Here is a 14,473-nt window from a genome sequence, read left to right on the forward strand (position 1 = left end):
CTACCCCGCCCGGCCGGACCCAACCGCACGGCGCGACGCCGTCGACGGCCCGCGGCGCCTGTGCCCGGCGGACAGCAGCAGGCCGACGGCGGCCAGGGCGGCTCCGGCGACGGCGGCGTACCCCGGGAGGCCGGCGGGAATGCCCAGGTAGACGGTGATTCCGAGGATGCGGGACAGGCCCCAGGGCAGCAGCGCCAGCTGGTCGTTCCACACCGTCAGCGCGCGCTCCAGGCCGATCACCGCGACCAGGCCGGCCAGCAGCCCGAGCGGGACACCCGCGGCGGTCAGGGTCAGCCCGACGGCGCGGCGCCGCGGCAGGCCGTACCGGTCGCGCAGGACGACGGCGGTGGCCACGAAGAGCCAGCAGAACGCCGCGAACGCGACGGTCAGGTACGCGGCGCGCAGGGCCGGCGCGGTCCAGAAGGCGAACCAGTACCGCCCCGGCCCGCGCCCGGCGAGCGCCGTCAGGAGCAGCACGCTGCGCAGCAGCGCGACGCCGCCGACCACGGCCCACAGGTGGAACGGGTCGCGCCGGCCGACGACGAGGCGTACGACGAGGGCGAACAGCGCCCACCCGCCGAGGGTGACCAGCAGGTGCGCGGGGGCCGCGAACCAGGTGAACACGAGCCGGCTCGCCACCAGGACCACGGCGGGCACCAGCCACACCAGGATCCGGTCCACCCGGGAACCGGGCACCGGCAGCGCCGCGACCCGCCACGGCCGGACCGCGCCGAGCAGCAGCCCCCGCGCGGCGCCGCCACCGGCCCCGTGCCCGCGCAGGCCGAGCAGCACCACCGCCAGGATCAGTGCGAGCAGCGCCCGGGCCGCCCACGCCATGGCCGGGTCCCGGTCCCCGCGCCGCGCCCCGAGGTCCGCGGCGGTGAAGTTGTACGCCGGCAGGTCCAGGTCGGCGCCGTAGCGCTGGCGATGCGCGTCCCGCGCCGCGTGGTACGCCGTCTCGGCCGCCCGCCAGCCCGTGTAGGCGGCCGGGGCGCCGGTGTCCAGCCACTGCGCGTGCCGCAGCACCATGGTCCGGTAGGCCGCCAGCGCCTCGAACAGGTTCACCTGGTAGTCGAGCGTGTCGGTGAAGTGCTCGCGCAGCCCGGCGTCGCGCCAGGTGGCCGGGTCGGTGGTGGCGACCAGGTCCCGCATGCGCCGGGCCAGCGTGACGGCCTGCTCGCCCTCCTCGATCGCCGCGTCGACCCGATCGCCGGTCACCGCGTAGATGCTGTCGAGCGCGGCGGAGTCGCCGGTCGGGATGTCCCACTCGAAGATCCACATCATGGGCGGCGGCTCCAGCCCGAGCGCCCGCACCGTCCGGTCGGCGTACGGCCCGATGTAGAGGCCCTTGGTGACCGCCGGCTGGGACAGCGCCATGGCCTGCCCGATCGCGGCGACCGTGGCCGGGTCGGCGGAGAACGTGCGGTACGCCCAGTCCGCCGTGACCTGCGCGGGGTCGGCGTCCGGATCCCAGGCCAGCCGTGCGGCGGCGTACGTGTTGAGGTCGTAGAGCTGCCAGAACCCGCTGCGCAGGTAGAGCGACATCGGCCCGGCGCGCAGCGGACCGCCGTCCTGGGTCCAGTTCCAGACGCCCTCGACCCTCGGGTTGGCGGCGAGGAACGCGCGCAGCGCCTCGCGGTGCAGCGGGCCGAGGTCGTTGGGCAGCGCGCCGAACCCCTCGAACTCGCGCCGGGCCTGGAACTCGACGATGCGGCGGTGCGCGCCGGCCAGCAGCGTGGTGTTCAGCGGCAGGTGGCTGTAGAAGTCGCCGAGGGTGTACTTGGTGGACACGATCAGGTGCGGGTCGTCGAACCCGCCCAGCACCCGCGCGTACGACTCCGGGTTGGTGTGCAGGTCGCCGACGGCGCCGACGCCCACGGTCCAGGTGCGGAAGATGACGTCCCGGCCGGCCTTCCCCGCCGTGTCGAGCAGCGCACGCAGCATCGCGCGCACGGACGCCTCCGTGGTGACCGCGAGCTTCGACGAGTAGTCCCAGCCGTCCGCAGCGTACACCTCGCCGCCCTCCCCGACGCGGACCATCAGGCCGTCGACGAAGGGCAGGCTCTCGAACAGCTCGGCCAGCCCGGCCTGGTAGACCGCCCACAGCCGGGGGTCGGTCACGTCGAGCCCACCGACGGTCCTGTCCAGGTACGCCTCCAGCGGCGGCGACACCGCGAGCATGTCGGTGAGCAGGAAGACCTTCACGCCCATCTGCTCGGCGTACCCGAAGACCGGGCCGAACGCCGCGACCATGGCCCGCGCGCGGTCGACGTGCGGGTCGCCGGACGGGTACACGGCGTGCCCGTCGCCGACCTTCGCGAAGGTGACGTACTCCAGGAAGCCGGGCACGACGACGGCGTTGTAGCCCTGCGCCACCGAGCGGTCCACGAACTGCCGGAACTGCGCCCCGATGCGGGCCACCGCGCCGGCGTCCACCCACGGCGCCGTGGGCAGCAGCGCCTCCCGGACCACATCGGTGTTGAGGTTGTAGTCGTCGCCCGCCGCGAAGGCGGCCGGGTCCGGCTCGCGGCCCACCGAGCCGGCGTCGGTCAGCCGCAGGCCGAGCCGGGGCGTGACCAGCCGGCCCGCGTCGGCGGCGGGCAGCGCCTCGGCGCCGGAGCGGATCCGGTCGGCGAGCCGGTACAGCCCCGCCGCGACGCCTGCCACGTCGCCCCCCTCGACGGTCAGCTCGGTCCCGCGGACATCGATCCGGTACGACTCCGGCGCCCGGTCCGGCGTGCCGAGCACGCCCGCCCGCAGCATGGTCACCGCTGAGAGATCCGGTGCGCGCGAGCCCGTCGGGGAGCCGGTCCGGGGCGCGGTCGGGCCCGGCGCGGCCGGGGTGACGACCGGGCGGGGCAGGCCGCGGGAGACGAGCGCGTCCGCGACGGCGGTGGCGGCCTTGCGGGTACGCGGCTCGTCCGGCACGGCCACGGCGGCCAGCGGCGGCGCCGGCGCGGTGACCCGCCGGGGCGCGGCCGCGACGTCCTCGCGCGGCACGGCGGCGGGGCGGTGGCTCAGCCCGAGCGCGCCGTCGACGCCCCAGGCCACGCCCGCGCCGAGCAACAACAGGACGAGCGCGGCGGTGAGCAGCGCGTACGGCCGCCGGACCGGGACAACGCGAGTCACGCTCGCATCGTAGAGGCGCTTCCGCCGCCCTCGGCTCATCGAACCCGGTGAGCCGGTCGCCACCCGTACGGACCTCGAAACGCAACTGATGGTTGCGCCAGAACCGGCTGCCGGGGTAGCGTCATGCGCAACCAAACGTTGCAGGAGGATGTCGTGGAATTCGGAACCATCGAGCGCGAGATCTACGTCGAGGCGTCGCCCGAGATCGTCTTCGAGGTGGTGAGCAGTCCCGACCACCTCAAGCAGTGGTGGCCGGACGACGCCCGGTACGACCCGACGCCCGGGTCGACGGGGGAGATCGTCTTCGGCGACCCCGACGCGGACGGGGCCATCGTGCCGTTCACCGTGGTCGACGTACTGCCGCCGCGGCGGTTCTCGTTCCGGTGGACGCACCCGGCCGGCGAGGTCGCGGCGGAGGGCAACTCGCTGCTGGTCACCTTCGACCTGACCCCGTCCGGCGGCGGAACCCTGCTCCGGATGACCGAGACCGGCTTCCGCGAGATGGGCTGGGAGGTCGCCGTCCTGGAGCAGCAGTACCGGGAGCACGTCACCGGCTGGGACTTCTACCTGCCGCGGCTGGTCCCGTACGCCGCGGCGCTGGAGGTGCGGGCGTGAGCACCGGGGTGGCCGAGCAGGTCGACGACGACCTCTGGTCCGCGATCGGGGACCCCACCCGGCGGCGGATGCTCGACCTGCTGCTCGTCGAGGGCCACGGCACCGCGACCACGCTGAGCCAGCAGATGCCGGTCACCCGCCAGGCGGTGGCCAAGCACCTCGGCGTCCTCGACCGGGTCGGCCTGGTCCGGGCGACGCCGGCGGGCCGCGAGAAGCGGTACCGGGTGGACGACGAGCAGCTCGCCCGCGCGGTGGCCCAGCTGTCGTCGGTCGGATCGGCGTGGGACGCCCGGCTGCAACGGATCAAGCGGATCGCCGAGGCGATCCAGCGCACCCGACAGGACTGACAACGAGATCAAGGAGAAACGAGATGGTGGACATCCTGCACCGGGTCGGGGTCAAGACCCCGACGCCGGAGAAGGTGTACGAGGCGCTGACGACCGTGGAGGGCCTCGCCGGCTGGTGGACCGACGACACGAAGGGCAGCGGCGAGGTCGGCGGAGTCCTCGAATTCCGGTTCCTGCCCGGCGGCTTCGACATGGAGGTCGTCGAGATGCGGCCCTCCGAGCGGGTGGTGTGGCGGGTGGTCGACGGCCCCGAGGAGTGGATGGGGACCACGATCGACTGGGACCTCCGCCAGGACGGCGACTACACGATCGTGCTGTTCAAGCACCAGGGCTGGCGGGAGCCGGTGGAGTTCATGCACCACTGCAGCACCAAGTGGGGCTCCTACCTCATGAGCCTGAAGTCGCTGGTCGAGACGGGCGAGGGGGCCCCGTCACCGCGCGACGTGCAGATCAGCGACTGGCACTGATCCGGATGACGGTGCCGTTCGAAACCATGCCGACCGGGTAGACGCCGCCCGCGCCCGCAGTCGCCGGGCGAACGGACGGAAGGGACGGCAATGACCAGGATCGGCATCATCATCGGGAGCACCCGGCCCGGACGTAACGGCGAGACGGTGGCCCGCTGGGTTCACGAGATCGCCGCGAAGCGCGACGACGCCCGGTACGAACTCGTCGACATCAAGGACTTCAACCTGCCCCACCTCGACGAGATGGCACCGCCGTCACTCGGCCAGTACACCCAGCCGCACACCCTGCGGTGGGCCGAGAAGATCGCCTCCTACGACGGCTACGTCTTCGTCACGCCGGAGTACAACCACTCCACCTCCGGGGCGCTGAAGAACGCGATCGACTTCCTCTACGCGGAGTGGAACAACAAGGCGGCCGGGTTCGTCAGCTACGGCAGCGTCGGCGGCACCCGGGCGGTGGAGCACCTCCGCCTGGTTGTCGCCGAGCTGCAGATGGCGGACGTACGCGCCCAGGTGGCGCTCTCGCTCTTCACCGACTTCGAGAACTTCAGCGTCTTCAAGCCGGGTGATCACCAGGTCGGTGCGGTGAACACGATGCTCGACCAGTTGGTCGCCTGGAGCGGTGCCCTCGCGCACCTGCGGGCCGGCACGACGATGTCCACCCCGCAGTCCGGCGCGTAGCCGGTGGGACCGATGATTTCCGGCCGCTGACGCGGTCTGCCGAGGGACGCGGTACGGAGTGAAGGGGGAGGAGTCCCATGGGCAGGCTCGTCGTGACGGAGTTCGTGACGCTGGACGGGGTGGCGCAGGCGCCGGGGGAGCCCGACGAGGACCGCGCCGGCGGCTTCACCCACGGCGGGTGGCAGGCGCCGTTGCTGGACCACGAGTCGGGCGCCGCGATGTTCGCGCAGGCCAGCAGCATGGACGCGTTGCTGCTGGGCCGCCGGACCTACGAGATCTTCGCCAACTACTGGCCGACGGCCCCCGCCGAGATCCCCTTCACCGGGCTGCTGAACCGGGTACCCAGGTACGTGGCGAGCCGCACCCTGCGCGAGCCGCTGGGATGGGCGGGTTCGAGGCTCCTCGGCGGCGACCTGGCCGAGGCCGTCGCCGGGCTCAAGGAGCGCCACGACGAGCTGCACGTGATCGGCAGCCTCGACCTGGTGCAGTCGCTGCTGCGCCTCGGCGTCGTGGACCGCCTGAACCTGTGGCTCTACCCGCTGACGCTCGGCAGCGGCAAGCGGCTCTTCGCGGGGGGCACCGTCCCGGCGGCGTTCCGGCTCACGGAGTCGGTCACCCACGCCACCGGCGCGCTCCAGTTGACGTACGAGACGGCCGGTAGCCCGACCTACGGCAACCTCGCGCACCCGGCCCAGGGCCGGGACGGTTGACCCGCGTCGTCCCGGGCGATCCCGGTGCCGTGAACGTGGGTCGGCACGAGGAAGCCGGACTGACCGGTCAGTTACTCGCCGCCGCCGACGCCGTGTCCCGGCCGCGACCCTCCGCGGCGCCGCGCAGGGCCGCCGCGTCCATGCCGTCGACGGCGACGGCGCCGTCCGCGCGGGCCCACGCATCGCTGGCGGGGGCCGCTCCCGCGGTACGACGCGCCGCGCGCACGACCGCCAACCCCACCGTCGCCGCCGAGAGGGACAACACCGCTGCCTGCAGCAGCCGGCCTCTCCTGCCACGTCCACGCTTCACGCCGATCTCTCCTCTCACCACCGGTGCCTCCGGTTCCATCGTGAAGGCGCGAGAGCGGCAGCGCCGGCACGTTCGGTGCAGTTGACACGTTCGGGCTGTTTCCGCCGGCGTGCCCGCACACCCGCCGCCCTGGCTCCCCACCTGGCCAGCGGACCCGCATAAGTCCCGCTCACGCGGGCATTCCCCGATCGGCCCGAGGCGAATATCAGGCAGGGCGAGGAGTGGTCGGGTCATTCCTGCCGCAATTTCCCGTCGAGCAGTGGCAACAAATATTCGACGCCGCCTCCGCGGGCACGTCAACAGGCCCGATTCCGTCCTTCGGCAGTGGATTCGGGTCGCCTGGCGGGTAGCGCGGGGGAGCTTCCCGGCCGCGTCGGCGGCCGGGAGCGAGGGAGGGAGCAGGGCCATGACGGCAACCAACCAGAGCCGCCCGCCAGGCGGCACCGGCGAGCAGGCCCGGCAGGAGGCTTCCCGGGTCGGCCAGGCCGCCGCGCAGACCGGTGGCAACGTCGCGCACGCCGCGACCGAGCAGGGCGGGCACGTGGCCGCCGAGGCGTGGCAACAGACCCGGAACCTGACCGGGCAGGCCACCACGCAACTGCGGGACCAGGCTCGGACCCAGCAGCACAGGGCCGCCGAGGGGCTGCGCGACCTCGGCCGCGGGCTCGGCTCGATGGCGGAGCGGAGCGGGGAGTCCGGCATGGCCGGCGAGGCGGTCCGGCGGGCGGCGGACGCCGCGCAGCGGGCCGCCGGGTGGCTGGACCAGCGGGAGCCCGGTGAGGTGCTGGACGAGGTGCGGGGGTACGCCCGGCAGCATCCGGGCACGTTCCTCGCCGGCGCCGTGGTGGCGGGTCTGCTGGTCGGCCGGCTCACCCGGAACCTGACCGCTTCCGACGGGGCAGGCCCCGGCGCCCAGCCGGCCCAGCCCGCGCAGCCGGTGTCGACAGCGCCGCCGCCGTCCGGGCGGACGGTCGAGGCGCCGTACGCCGGAGAGCAGCCGTACACCGGGGTGGCCCGGGCGCAGAACGTGTCGCCCCCCGGCCGGCCGGAGCCGGAGGTCCCGGGCGGGGTGGCGCCGTGAGTGCCCCGGAGAAGGAGCGGAGTCAGGCCTCCGTCGGCGAGCTGCTGGGCGAGGTGACCCGGGATCTCTCGACGTTGGTCCGCCAGGAGGTCGAGCTGGCCAAGGCGGAGCTGCGCGAGGAGGCGAGCCAGGCCGGCAAGGCCGGCGGGATGTTCGGCGGGGCGGCGCTGGCCGGCTTCCTGGCCGTGCTGTTCGTGTCGTACGCGGTGTGGTGGGGCCTGTCGAACGTGATGGACGAGGGCTGGGCCGCGCTGATCGTGGCGGTCGTCTGGGCGGTCGTCGCTGCCGTCCTTCTCGCCAGCGCACGGACGAAGATGCGGCAACTCCGTGCGGTCCTGCCCCGGACGAAACAGACCGCGCGGGAGATGCCGCAGGCCATGCGAGGCCGGTGACCGAGCCAGGAGGGAGTGGGTCATGTCCAACGATCCGGACCGGATCCGATCAGAGATCGAGAACACCCGGAGCGAATTGAGCAGCGACGTGGATGCGTTGACCGACAAGGTGAACCCGCGTCGGATCGCCGGGGAGCGCGTCGGGCAGGCACGCGGCGCGCTGACCCGGGCCAAGGAGAAGGTGATGGGCGCGCAGATGGACGGGCACAGCGTCGGCCAGCGGATGTCCCAGGCCACCGGTTCGGTCCGGGACGAGGCGCGGTCACTCGGGCAGCAGTCCCGGGACCAGGCACAGGGCAACCCGCTCGCAGCCGGCCTGATCGCCTTCGGCGCCGGACTGCTGGTCTCCTCGCTGATCCCGCCCAGCCGTCCCGAGCGGCAGTGGGCGGGGCAGGCCCGGGGCATGGTCGGTGAGCACTCCGCCGGGCTGCGCCAGCAGGCGAGCCAGGTCGGCCACCAGCTCCGGGACAACCTGCGGGAGCCCGCGCAGCAGGCGGCCCAGTCGGTGCGGTCCACCGCCACCCAGGGCGCGTCCGCCGTCCGGGACCAGGGCCGGTCGGCCGTCCACCAGGTGCAGGACGAGACGCACGCGGCCGCCGACGACCTTCGGCGCCGTTGAGCCGGTCGAACGGGTCAAGCCGCCAGATCCACCACGTCTCAGGACGGCTTCGGTCCTGGCTCCGTCCCGCCGCGTGAGCGCGGTCCGCTGTCCACCGGGCGGCGGACCGCGCTCACGCGGTCAGGCGGGGGCCTCGTACTGGTCGTGGCGGGCGTACAGCGCGGTCCACTCCTGCTCGGTGAGGTGGCGGCCGGTGGCGACGATCTCGGCCAGTTCCCGGAAGTACGGCTCGCGGGGTGCGCCCGGCGTGAACAGGACCAGCATCGACGCCGCGAGCCCCGAGTTGTTGGCGAAGGCGTGGATGCCGCCGGGTGGCACGTACAGGTAGTCGCCGGGCCCGGTGTCGATCCACCGGTCGCCGGTGAGCAGGGAGACCGTTCCGTCGAGGATGAAGAACGACTCGGCGAACGTGCGGTGGTAGTGGCCGCGGGGCGTGGTGTCGGCCGGCGGTGTGGCAGCCATGTCCCACCGGTAGAGGCCGAACGCGCCGTCGGTGGTCGCCCCGGTGGCCAGGTGACCCACCGTGGTGCGGCTTCCGATCACCAGATCGGGCGGCGCGTCCGCCGCCCGGAAGGTGGCGCTCAGCGCGCCCGTGCGGCCGGAGTACCGGGGCGGGGGATAGGACACGGTGGCTCACCTCGGCGGATCGTCGGTCTCGTCGGACCCGACCCTACGAGGGCGACCGGCCGGTCGGGCAGGGCCAATTCCCCGTCGTACCGCTGGGCCGATGCGGGTTGCGCGCGCCGCACGGGCCGCCGGAGAAATTGACGTCAGTAATCTTCTCGACGGCTGTTGCGGTGCCGTTAACGGCTATACCAATCATCGGTGAGCGGCTATATGATCGCGGTCAGCAGACCATCAACGCCTCACCACGGAACGCAGGTCCAGCACGCCCTTCCCGGCCGACCCGCAGGTGTCCGCAACCACCCACGCCTGGCGGCCGCGTGCGACCACCTGCGCGGCATCGGCGCGCGTTATCGCCCGGGCTGCGCACCAGCCTCACGAAAGGGTGGGAAACGGAAGGGCGAGTGATGACAGGGAACGCGTCCTTGGTCATTGGCATCGCGTCCTCGGCGGCGGAACGCCGGCAGCTCGCCCAACTGCTCGGCGGCACCGAGGCGTTCCTGATCGTCTCGAGCGTCCACCAGGCACGACGGTTCCTCGATCTGGTCCGCCGCCCCGCGGACGCTCCCGCCGCCCCCGACGCGGTCGCGCCGGCCGGCCCGCCCGTGCCCGGGCTGGACATCGACTCCGACCGGCGCGTCCTGCGCTGGCGGGAGCGGGAGGTCGGGCTGACGCCGCTGGAGCACGACCTGCTGGTCTGCCTCACCGGCACACCCGGCGAGGTGTGGACCTACGCGCGGCTGCACCGTGCCGTGTGGGGCAACGACCATCTGGGACGCGGCTCCGACGTGCACTCGGTGGTGCGCCGGGTCCGGCGCAAGCTCGGCCGGCTGGGCGCGGCGCCGACGATCCAGGCGGTACGGGGTGTGGGCTTCCGCCTCGCGTCGTCCTGAGCGTTCCCGGCGCCGCCCGCGCCCCTGCAGGGCCGCCGACGCGGCTCGGCCCGCCCGGTGGGGACACCGGGCGGGCCGAACCTCTGGCACGGCGATCAGTGGTCAGCAGCGGATGGGTGACAGGGTGAAGTCCTCCACGGTGGGCGTGGCGGTGCTGATCCTCGCCTGACGGGTCTGGGGCTTCCAGCCGTCCTTCGCGACGATGATGGTGAGCGGGTTGTTGCGCCGGTCCATCCAGTAGGCGTACCTGCCGTCGGCGTCGGTGGCGAACGTCCAGGACATCGCCCACGAGTCGACCTGGACGACCGCGCCGGGCAGCGGCGCCGTGGCGCCCTGGCAGCTCGTGCCCGAGACGGTGCCCATCAGCTTGCCCCAGGTGGTCGGCGGCTGCGCGACCATGGTGACCGCCACCGGCGCCACGGTGTACGGCGTGTTCTCCTTGATCGCGACCGACGCCGAGTAGGTGCCGGGCTGGTCCACGTTGGCGGTCATGCCGACCGTCACCGTGACCTTCTCACCCGGCGCGAGGGTGACCTTCGACTTGTCGACGGTCAGCCAGCTGACGTCCGCCGGCCCCTCGGCGCACTCCTCGAAGCCGGGCAGCACCTCGCTGTCCTTCGTGGCGGTGAAGCCGCCCGAGGAGCCGCCGACCTTGTAGAAGCCGCAGGCCGCGCCACCGCGGTAGCGGGGGGCGTTGGCGTTGGGCAGGTTCGCCCACGAGTCGGTCGCCGGGTCGTACGCGAAGCCGGCGTTGGTGATCGCCCCGCCCTGCGAACCACCGACGACCAGGAGCTTGCCGTTCGCGACGGCGAACGAGCTGGCCCAGTTGTCGGCCGGCGCGTCCGCGACGGCGGTCCAGGCGTTGGCGCCGGGGTCGAAGGCGTAACTGGCCTTCTGCGAGGTGGTGCCGTCGTTGCCGCCGGTGCAGTAGACGGTGCCACCGATCTCGCCGCAGGACAGGAACGCCACCGACTTCGGATAGTTGGGCAGGGTCTCCCAGGTGTCGGCGCCCGGGTCGTACCGGACCACCGAGTTGGACATCGGCAGGCAGCTTGCCGTGGTGCAGCCGCCGACGGCGTACAGCTTGCCGTCCGCGACGGCCTGGCCGGCGGCGGCCCGCGGCGCGGGGTTGTCCGCCTTCCTGGTCCAGGTGTTGGCCGCCGGGTCGTACGACCAGGTGGTGCCGTCCGGACCGGAGGCGCCCCAGCCGCCGGTGGCGATGATCCTGCCGTCGACGACCCCGACCGTCATGGCGTTGCGCGCGCCGGGAAGGTCGGCGACGGCCGTCCAGTTCTGGGCGATCGGGTCGTACGCGTAGTTCTTCGCGCTGGACGCCGTGCCGTCACCGCCGGCGATCGAGTAGACCTTGCCGTCGAGGTTCACCACCCGGTTGTCCATCACGTTGGCCGGGTAGTTGGCGATGCCCGTCCAGGGCGCCGCCTGCGGGCCGGCCGGCGTGGCGACGGCCGCGGTGGCCGACTTGCCGGACGGGCGCGCCGCGAACGACGTCGGGGCGGTGAGCCGCTGCGCCGGCGCACCGGTCGACCCGAGCAGTTCCTGCTCGGACAGCCGGGACCCGTCGGCCCGCTGCAGCACGAAGCCGCCGTCGCGTTCGGTGAACTCGACGGTGACGGGCGCCCCGCCGGTGTTGGTCACCGTGAAGGTCTTGTTGACCTTGCCGGTGGGCATCCGGACCGTGCCGGTCACCGATGCCGGCTGCACCGCCAACCGACCCGCGGCCAGCTGGAAGTTCGCCGCCGTCGCCCAGTCGGTCTCGACGTCGACCTGCTTGGTCTGGCTCACGTAGTTGCCGGCCCGGGCGGTGAACGGATGGGCGCCGGTCAGCGACGAGAACATCCAGTAGAAGCCGTCGGCCAGTTCGGTGTCGTCCGGCGTCGCCACCGTGGTGGCCTTCTCCGCCGGGCGGTCGTCGCTGGTGACGGTGGCGCCGTTGACGTATCCGTTGTCGTTGCGGTCCCGCACGTGTCCCAGCACCAGGCCGCCGTCGAGCGGCTTGCAGATGATCCGGCTGCCGATCAGCACGTTGTCGACCTGCCACCACCATTCCCAGGAGGCGTCGTAGTAGTGGAACCGGACCCGGACCTGCGCCTGGCCGGCGGCCTGCGGGATGGGCACCTCGGTCACCCTCGGCCCCCGGACGTCGGCCGCCTGCCGGAGCACGTTGCTCCAGGTGGTGCCGCCGTCCAGGCTGAGGTCGACGTCCGCGCGGTCGGAGTTCAGCCAGTTGTAGTCCTGGTTGAACCGGATCACCGGCGTGGCGACGTCGGTCAGGTCGACGACCGGGCTGACCAGCGAGGTGTCCTGCCGCCCGCCGCTGCCGTAGTCGTCGCTGTCGATGATGGCGAACCGGCCGGCACCGCCGGTCAGGTTGCCCCGCTCACCGCTGTCGGTGAACTTCCAGACCTGGCCGGTGCCGGCGTTGTCGACCACGGACCAGCCCTCGGGCACGGTGTCCCCGTCGAAGGTCTCGTACTCGCCGTCGGAGCTGTTGGTGTAGCCGGGCGCCGTGGTGCACGCGGCGGAGTCGGCCGGTACGGCGATGTTGCTGGTGACGTTGCCGGAGCCGACCACCACCTCCTTGGTCACGCTCTGGTAGCCCGGGTACCGCGACTCGACCTTGAGGCGGTAGGTCGCCCCGGCCGGGAGCTTGAGGCTGTAGCGGCCATTGGCGGGCGTGGTGTGGTCGGAGACCGGCAGGCCGTCGACGCTCACCTTCGCGTAGAGCGGCCAACCGTGGCCGGAGCCGTCGGTGACCTGGCCGCCGACTGTCACGCTCGGCACCGCCGTCAGCGCGACGTCGAGGGTCGTGGTCGCGTTCGTGGTGACCGTCGCGGACAGCGTCCTGCTCTGGTAGCCGAACGCCGAGACGGCGACCTGGTAGTCGCCGGCCAGCAGCAGCGACGAGTACGTCCCGTCGGCGCCGGTGGTCAGCGAGCGGGTCGCCGCGCCGGTCAGGGCGACGGTGGCGCCGGCGATCGGGGCGCCGGTGCCCGCGTCGGTCACCTTGCCGGCCAGGGTGCCGTTGTCGCCGATCGGGGCGGCGTTGAGCAGCGCGAGCGCGTCCAGCCGGCCCTCGCCGTAGACGCTGTTGTCGTCCGTGCTGCCGCCGCACTGGGTGTCGGCCTTGTCCACCGCCGTGTTGTCCAGCAGCGCGCGGGTCGCCGCGACGTCGCCGACCAGGGTGGGTGCCGCCGACCAGAGCAGCGCGACCGCACCGGCGAGGTGCGGCGCCGCCATCGAGGTGCCGCTGTAGCTGGCGTACGAGTTGCCCGGGACGCTGGACCGGACGTTGACACCGGGCGCCGACAGGTTCGGCTTGATCTCGCCGTTCTGGCCGGTGCCGCGGGACGAGAAGCTGGCGATGTTGTTGTTGACGTCGTACGCGCCGGCCGAGTAGTTGCTGGACAGGCTGCCCGGCGAGCCGCTGGTCTGGCACGAGGGCCCGTTGTTGCCGTTGGACCAGGTGCCGAAGATGCCCGAGGCGGTCCAGGCGTCGGTCACGTCCTCCATGAACGGCTCGGTGGAGGGCAGCGTGGTGCCCCACGAGTTGTTGATGATGTTCGGCCGCTTGCTGGCGTCCGGGTTCTGCCCGTTGAGGTCGGTGGGCTCGAGCATCCACTGGCCGGAGGAGATCAGCGCGGCGTCGGTCGGGCAGCACCCGTTCGCGGCGATCCACTTGACCCCGGGGGCGACGCCGATCTGGTTGGCGCCGTCCGAGCCGGCCATGGTGCCCATCGTGTGGGTGCCGTGGCCGTCGGAGTCGCAGGGCGCGGTGGCACAGTCGCCGGCCGCGTCGAACCAGTTGTAGTCGTGGTCGAAGGTGCCGTCACCGTTGTTGCCCCGGTACGAGTTGACCAGCGCCGGGTGGTCGAACTGCACGCCGCTGTCGATGCTGGCCACCGTGATGCCGGCGCCCTTGACGCCGTACTGGGACCAGACGTCGTCGGCGTTGATGTTCGCGATGCCCCACTCCAGGGCGTTGACGGACTTCTCGTCGGTGCCCTCGGTGACCTCGGGCAGCTTGTACTCCGTCGGGGCGTACAGGCCGTCCACCTCGGCGTGGGCGGCGAAGTTCTGGGCCATGGTGAGGGAGCCGCCGCTGACCTTGATGGCGTTGGTCGCCCAGAACGTCTGGTATTTCGTGCCCGAGCTGTCGAGTTCGGCGCGGATCCGGGCCTGGCTCTCGGCGGCGGTCTTCTTCAGTGCGTCCGCGACGGCGGCGCCGCGCTTCACCCAGTCCTTGTCCGCGGCGGCCTTGGCGAGGTCGGCCCGGTCCCTGAAGTGGATCCAGAAGTCGCCCTCGCTCTTGCCCTGAAGCTGCCGGGTGAGCTCGGGGCGGATCTTGTCGCCGGACGTGGCGCCGGTTCCCGTTCCGGTCTGCGCAGCCTGTGCGCCGGTTCCCGTGGCGGCCAGGCCGGTCGCGGCGAGGACCAGGGCCGCGCCGGCGCTCACCAGCCGGTCGGCCAGGCCCCTCCTGTGTGGACGTCTCAGCATCGGTGCTGCCTCCTCCAGAACGACCCGCGATGTTCGAGCCATGGCGGAAGGGCGCAGGAGACTCCTCTCCCGTCGGATTAACACCGGTAC

General features: G+C 72.8%; 13 protein-coding genes. 9 read left to right on the forward strand and 4 right to left on the reverse strand.

Annotated elements, in window-relative coordinates; translation table 11 throughout:
- Positions 1–3,129 (reverse strand): hypothetical protein, encoded by a 3,129-nt coding sequence (locus tag IEY96_RS25110; RefSeq protein WP_229791876.1) that lies wholly within the window; start codon positions 3,127–3,129, stop codon positions 1–3.
- A 153-nt stretch (positions 3,130–3,282) separates the two neighbouring features.
- Here IEY96_RS25110 and IEY96_RS25115 point away from each other — a divergent pair, with 153 nt between their 5' ends.
- The 5 genes from IEY96_RS25115 (at position 3,283) to IEY96_RS25135 (ending at position 5,949) form a co-directional block, all read left to right on the forward strand.
- Positions 3,283–3,744, forward strand: coding sequence for an SRPBCC family protein (locus IEY96_RS25115; RefSeq protein ID WP_189197276.1), 462 nt, complete (start codon positions 3,283–3,285; stop codon positions 3,742–3,744).
- Positions 3,741–4,091 carry an ArsR/SmtB family transcription factor gene (locus tag IEY96_RS25120; RefSeq protein ID WP_189197277.1) on the forward strand — a complete coding sequence of 117 codons (351 nt, stop codon included), beginning with the start codon at positions 3,741–3,743 and terminating at the stop codon, positions 4,089–4,091. Before IEY96_RS25115 ends, IEY96_RS25120 begins: the two co-directional genes overlap by 4 nt.
- 23 nt (positions 4,092–4,114) lie before the next feature.
- Entirely contained in the window at positions 4,115–4,558 is a 444-nt protein-coding gene (locus tag IEY96_RS25125; protein ID WP_189197278.1) for an SRPBCC family protein, read from the forward strand.
- Positions 4,559–4,648: 90 nt separating this feature from the next.
- Positions 4,649–5,239: an NADPH-dependent FMN reductase gene (locus IEY96_RS25130; protein WP_189197279.1), complete on the forward strand. Its 591-nt coding sequence runs from the start codon at positions 4,649–4,651 to the stop codon at positions 5,237–5,239.
- A gap of 77 nt (positions 5,240–5,316) precedes the next feature.
- Positions 5,317–5,949 carry a dihydrofolate reductase family protein gene (locus IEY96_RS25135; RefSeq protein WP_189197280.1) on the forward strand — a complete coding sequence of 211 codons (633 nt, stop codon included), beginning with the start codon at positions 5,317–5,319 and terminating at the stop codon, positions 5,947–5,949.
- Positions 5,950–6,016: 67 nt separating this feature from the next.
- Here the strand turns inward: IEY96_RS25135 and IEY96_RS25140 are convergent, their stop codons facing one another.
- A complete protein-coding gene (locus IEY96_RS25140) occupies positions 6,017–6,259 on the reverse strand; it encodes a hypothetical protein (RefSeq protein WP_189197281.1) in 243 nt (80 codons plus the stop codon).
- Between the two features lie 406 nt (positions 6,260–6,665).
- Between IEY96_RS25140 and IEY96_RS25145 the strand changes: the two genes are divergently transcribed.
- The 3 genes from IEY96_RS25145 to IEY96_RS25155 are packed head-to-tail and all read left to right on the forward strand — an operon-like array spanning position 6,666 to position 8,351.
- A complete protein-coding gene (locus IEY96_RS25145) occupies positions 6,666–7,340 on the forward strand; it encodes a hypothetical protein (protein WP_189197282.1) in 675 nt (224 codons plus the stop codon).
- A complete protein-coding gene (locus IEY96_RS25150; RefSeq protein ID WP_189197283.1) occupies positions 7,337–7,732 on the forward strand; it encodes a phage holin family protein in 396 nt (131 codons plus the stop codon). Before IEY96_RS25145 ends, IEY96_RS25150 begins: the two co-directional genes overlap by 4 nt.
- A gap of 22 nt (positions 7,733–7,754) precedes the next feature.
- A complete protein-coding gene (locus tag IEY96_RS25155) occupies positions 7,755–8,351 on the forward strand; it encodes a DUF3618 domain-containing protein (RefSeq protein WP_189197284.1) in 597 nt (198 codons plus the stop codon).
- A gap of 120 nt (positions 8,352–8,471) precedes the next feature.
- Here IEY96_RS25155 and IEY96_RS25160 read toward each other — a convergent pair whose 3' ends face one another.
- Positions 8,472–8,978: a cupin domain-containing protein gene (locus tag IEY96_RS25160; RefSeq protein ID WP_189197285.1), complete on the reverse strand. Its 507-nt coding sequence runs from the start codon at positions 8,976–8,978 to the stop codon at positions 8,472–8,474.
- Positions 8,979–9,382: 404 nt separating this feature from the next.
- Between IEY96_RS25160 and IEY96_RS25165 the strand changes: the two genes are divergently transcribed.
- Positions 9,383–9,868, forward strand: a complete 486-nt coding sequence (locus tag IEY96_RS25165) for a winged helix-turn-helix domain-containing protein (RefSeq protein WP_189197286.1) — start codon at positions 9,383–9,385, stop codon at positions 9,866–9,868.
- 102 nt (positions 9,869–9,970) lie between these two features.
- Here the strand turns inward: IEY96_RS25165 and IEY96_RS25170 are convergent, their stop codons facing one another.
- Positions 9,971–14,383, reverse strand: a complete 4,413-nt coding sequence (locus IEY96_RS25170) for a S8 family serine peptidase (protein ID WP_189197287.1) — start codon at positions 14,381–14,383, stop codon at positions 9,971–9,973.
- Between the last annotated feature and the right edge of the window lie 90 nt (positions 14,384–14,473).

Source organism: Micromonospora fulviviridis (genome assembly GCF_014648395.1).
Taxonomy (GTDB): domain Bacteria; phylum Actinomycetota; class Actinomycetes; order Mycobacteriales; family Micromonosporaceae; genus Micromonospora; species Micromonospora fulviviridis.

What these genes read in the sequence shown, in the direction of transcription:
- IEY96_RS25155 (WP_189197284.1), top strand. Translation starts at nt 7,755, where the DNA reads ATGTCCAACGATCCGGACCGGATCCGATCAGAGATCGAGAACACCCGG.
- IEY96_RS25125 (WP_189197278.1), top strand. Translation starts at nt 4,115, where the DNA reads ATGGTGGACATCCTGCACCGGGTCGGGGTCAAGACCCCGACGCCGGAG.
- IEY96_RS25130 (WP_189197279.1), top strand. Translation starts at nt 4,649, where the DNA reads ATGACCAGGATCGGCATCATCATCGGGAGCACCCGGCCCGGACGTAAC.
- IEY96_RS25170 (WP_189197287.1), bottom strand. Translation starts at nt 14,383, where the DNA reads ATGCTGAGACGTCCACACAGGAGGGGCCTGGCCGACCGGCTGGTGAGC.
- IEY96_RS25165 (WP_189197286.1), top strand. Translation starts at nt 9,383, where the DNA reads ATGACAGGGAACGCGTCCTTGGTCATTGGCATCGCGTCCTCGGCGGCG.
- IEY96_RS25145 (WP_189197282.1), top strand. Translation starts at nt 6,666, where the DNA reads ATGACGGCAACCAACCAGAGCCGCCCGCCAGGCGGCACCGGCGAGCAG.
- IEY96_RS25135 (WP_189197280.1), top strand. Translation starts at nt 5,317, where the DNA reads ATGGGCAGGCTCGTCGTGACGGAGTTCGTGACGCTGGACGGGGTGGCG.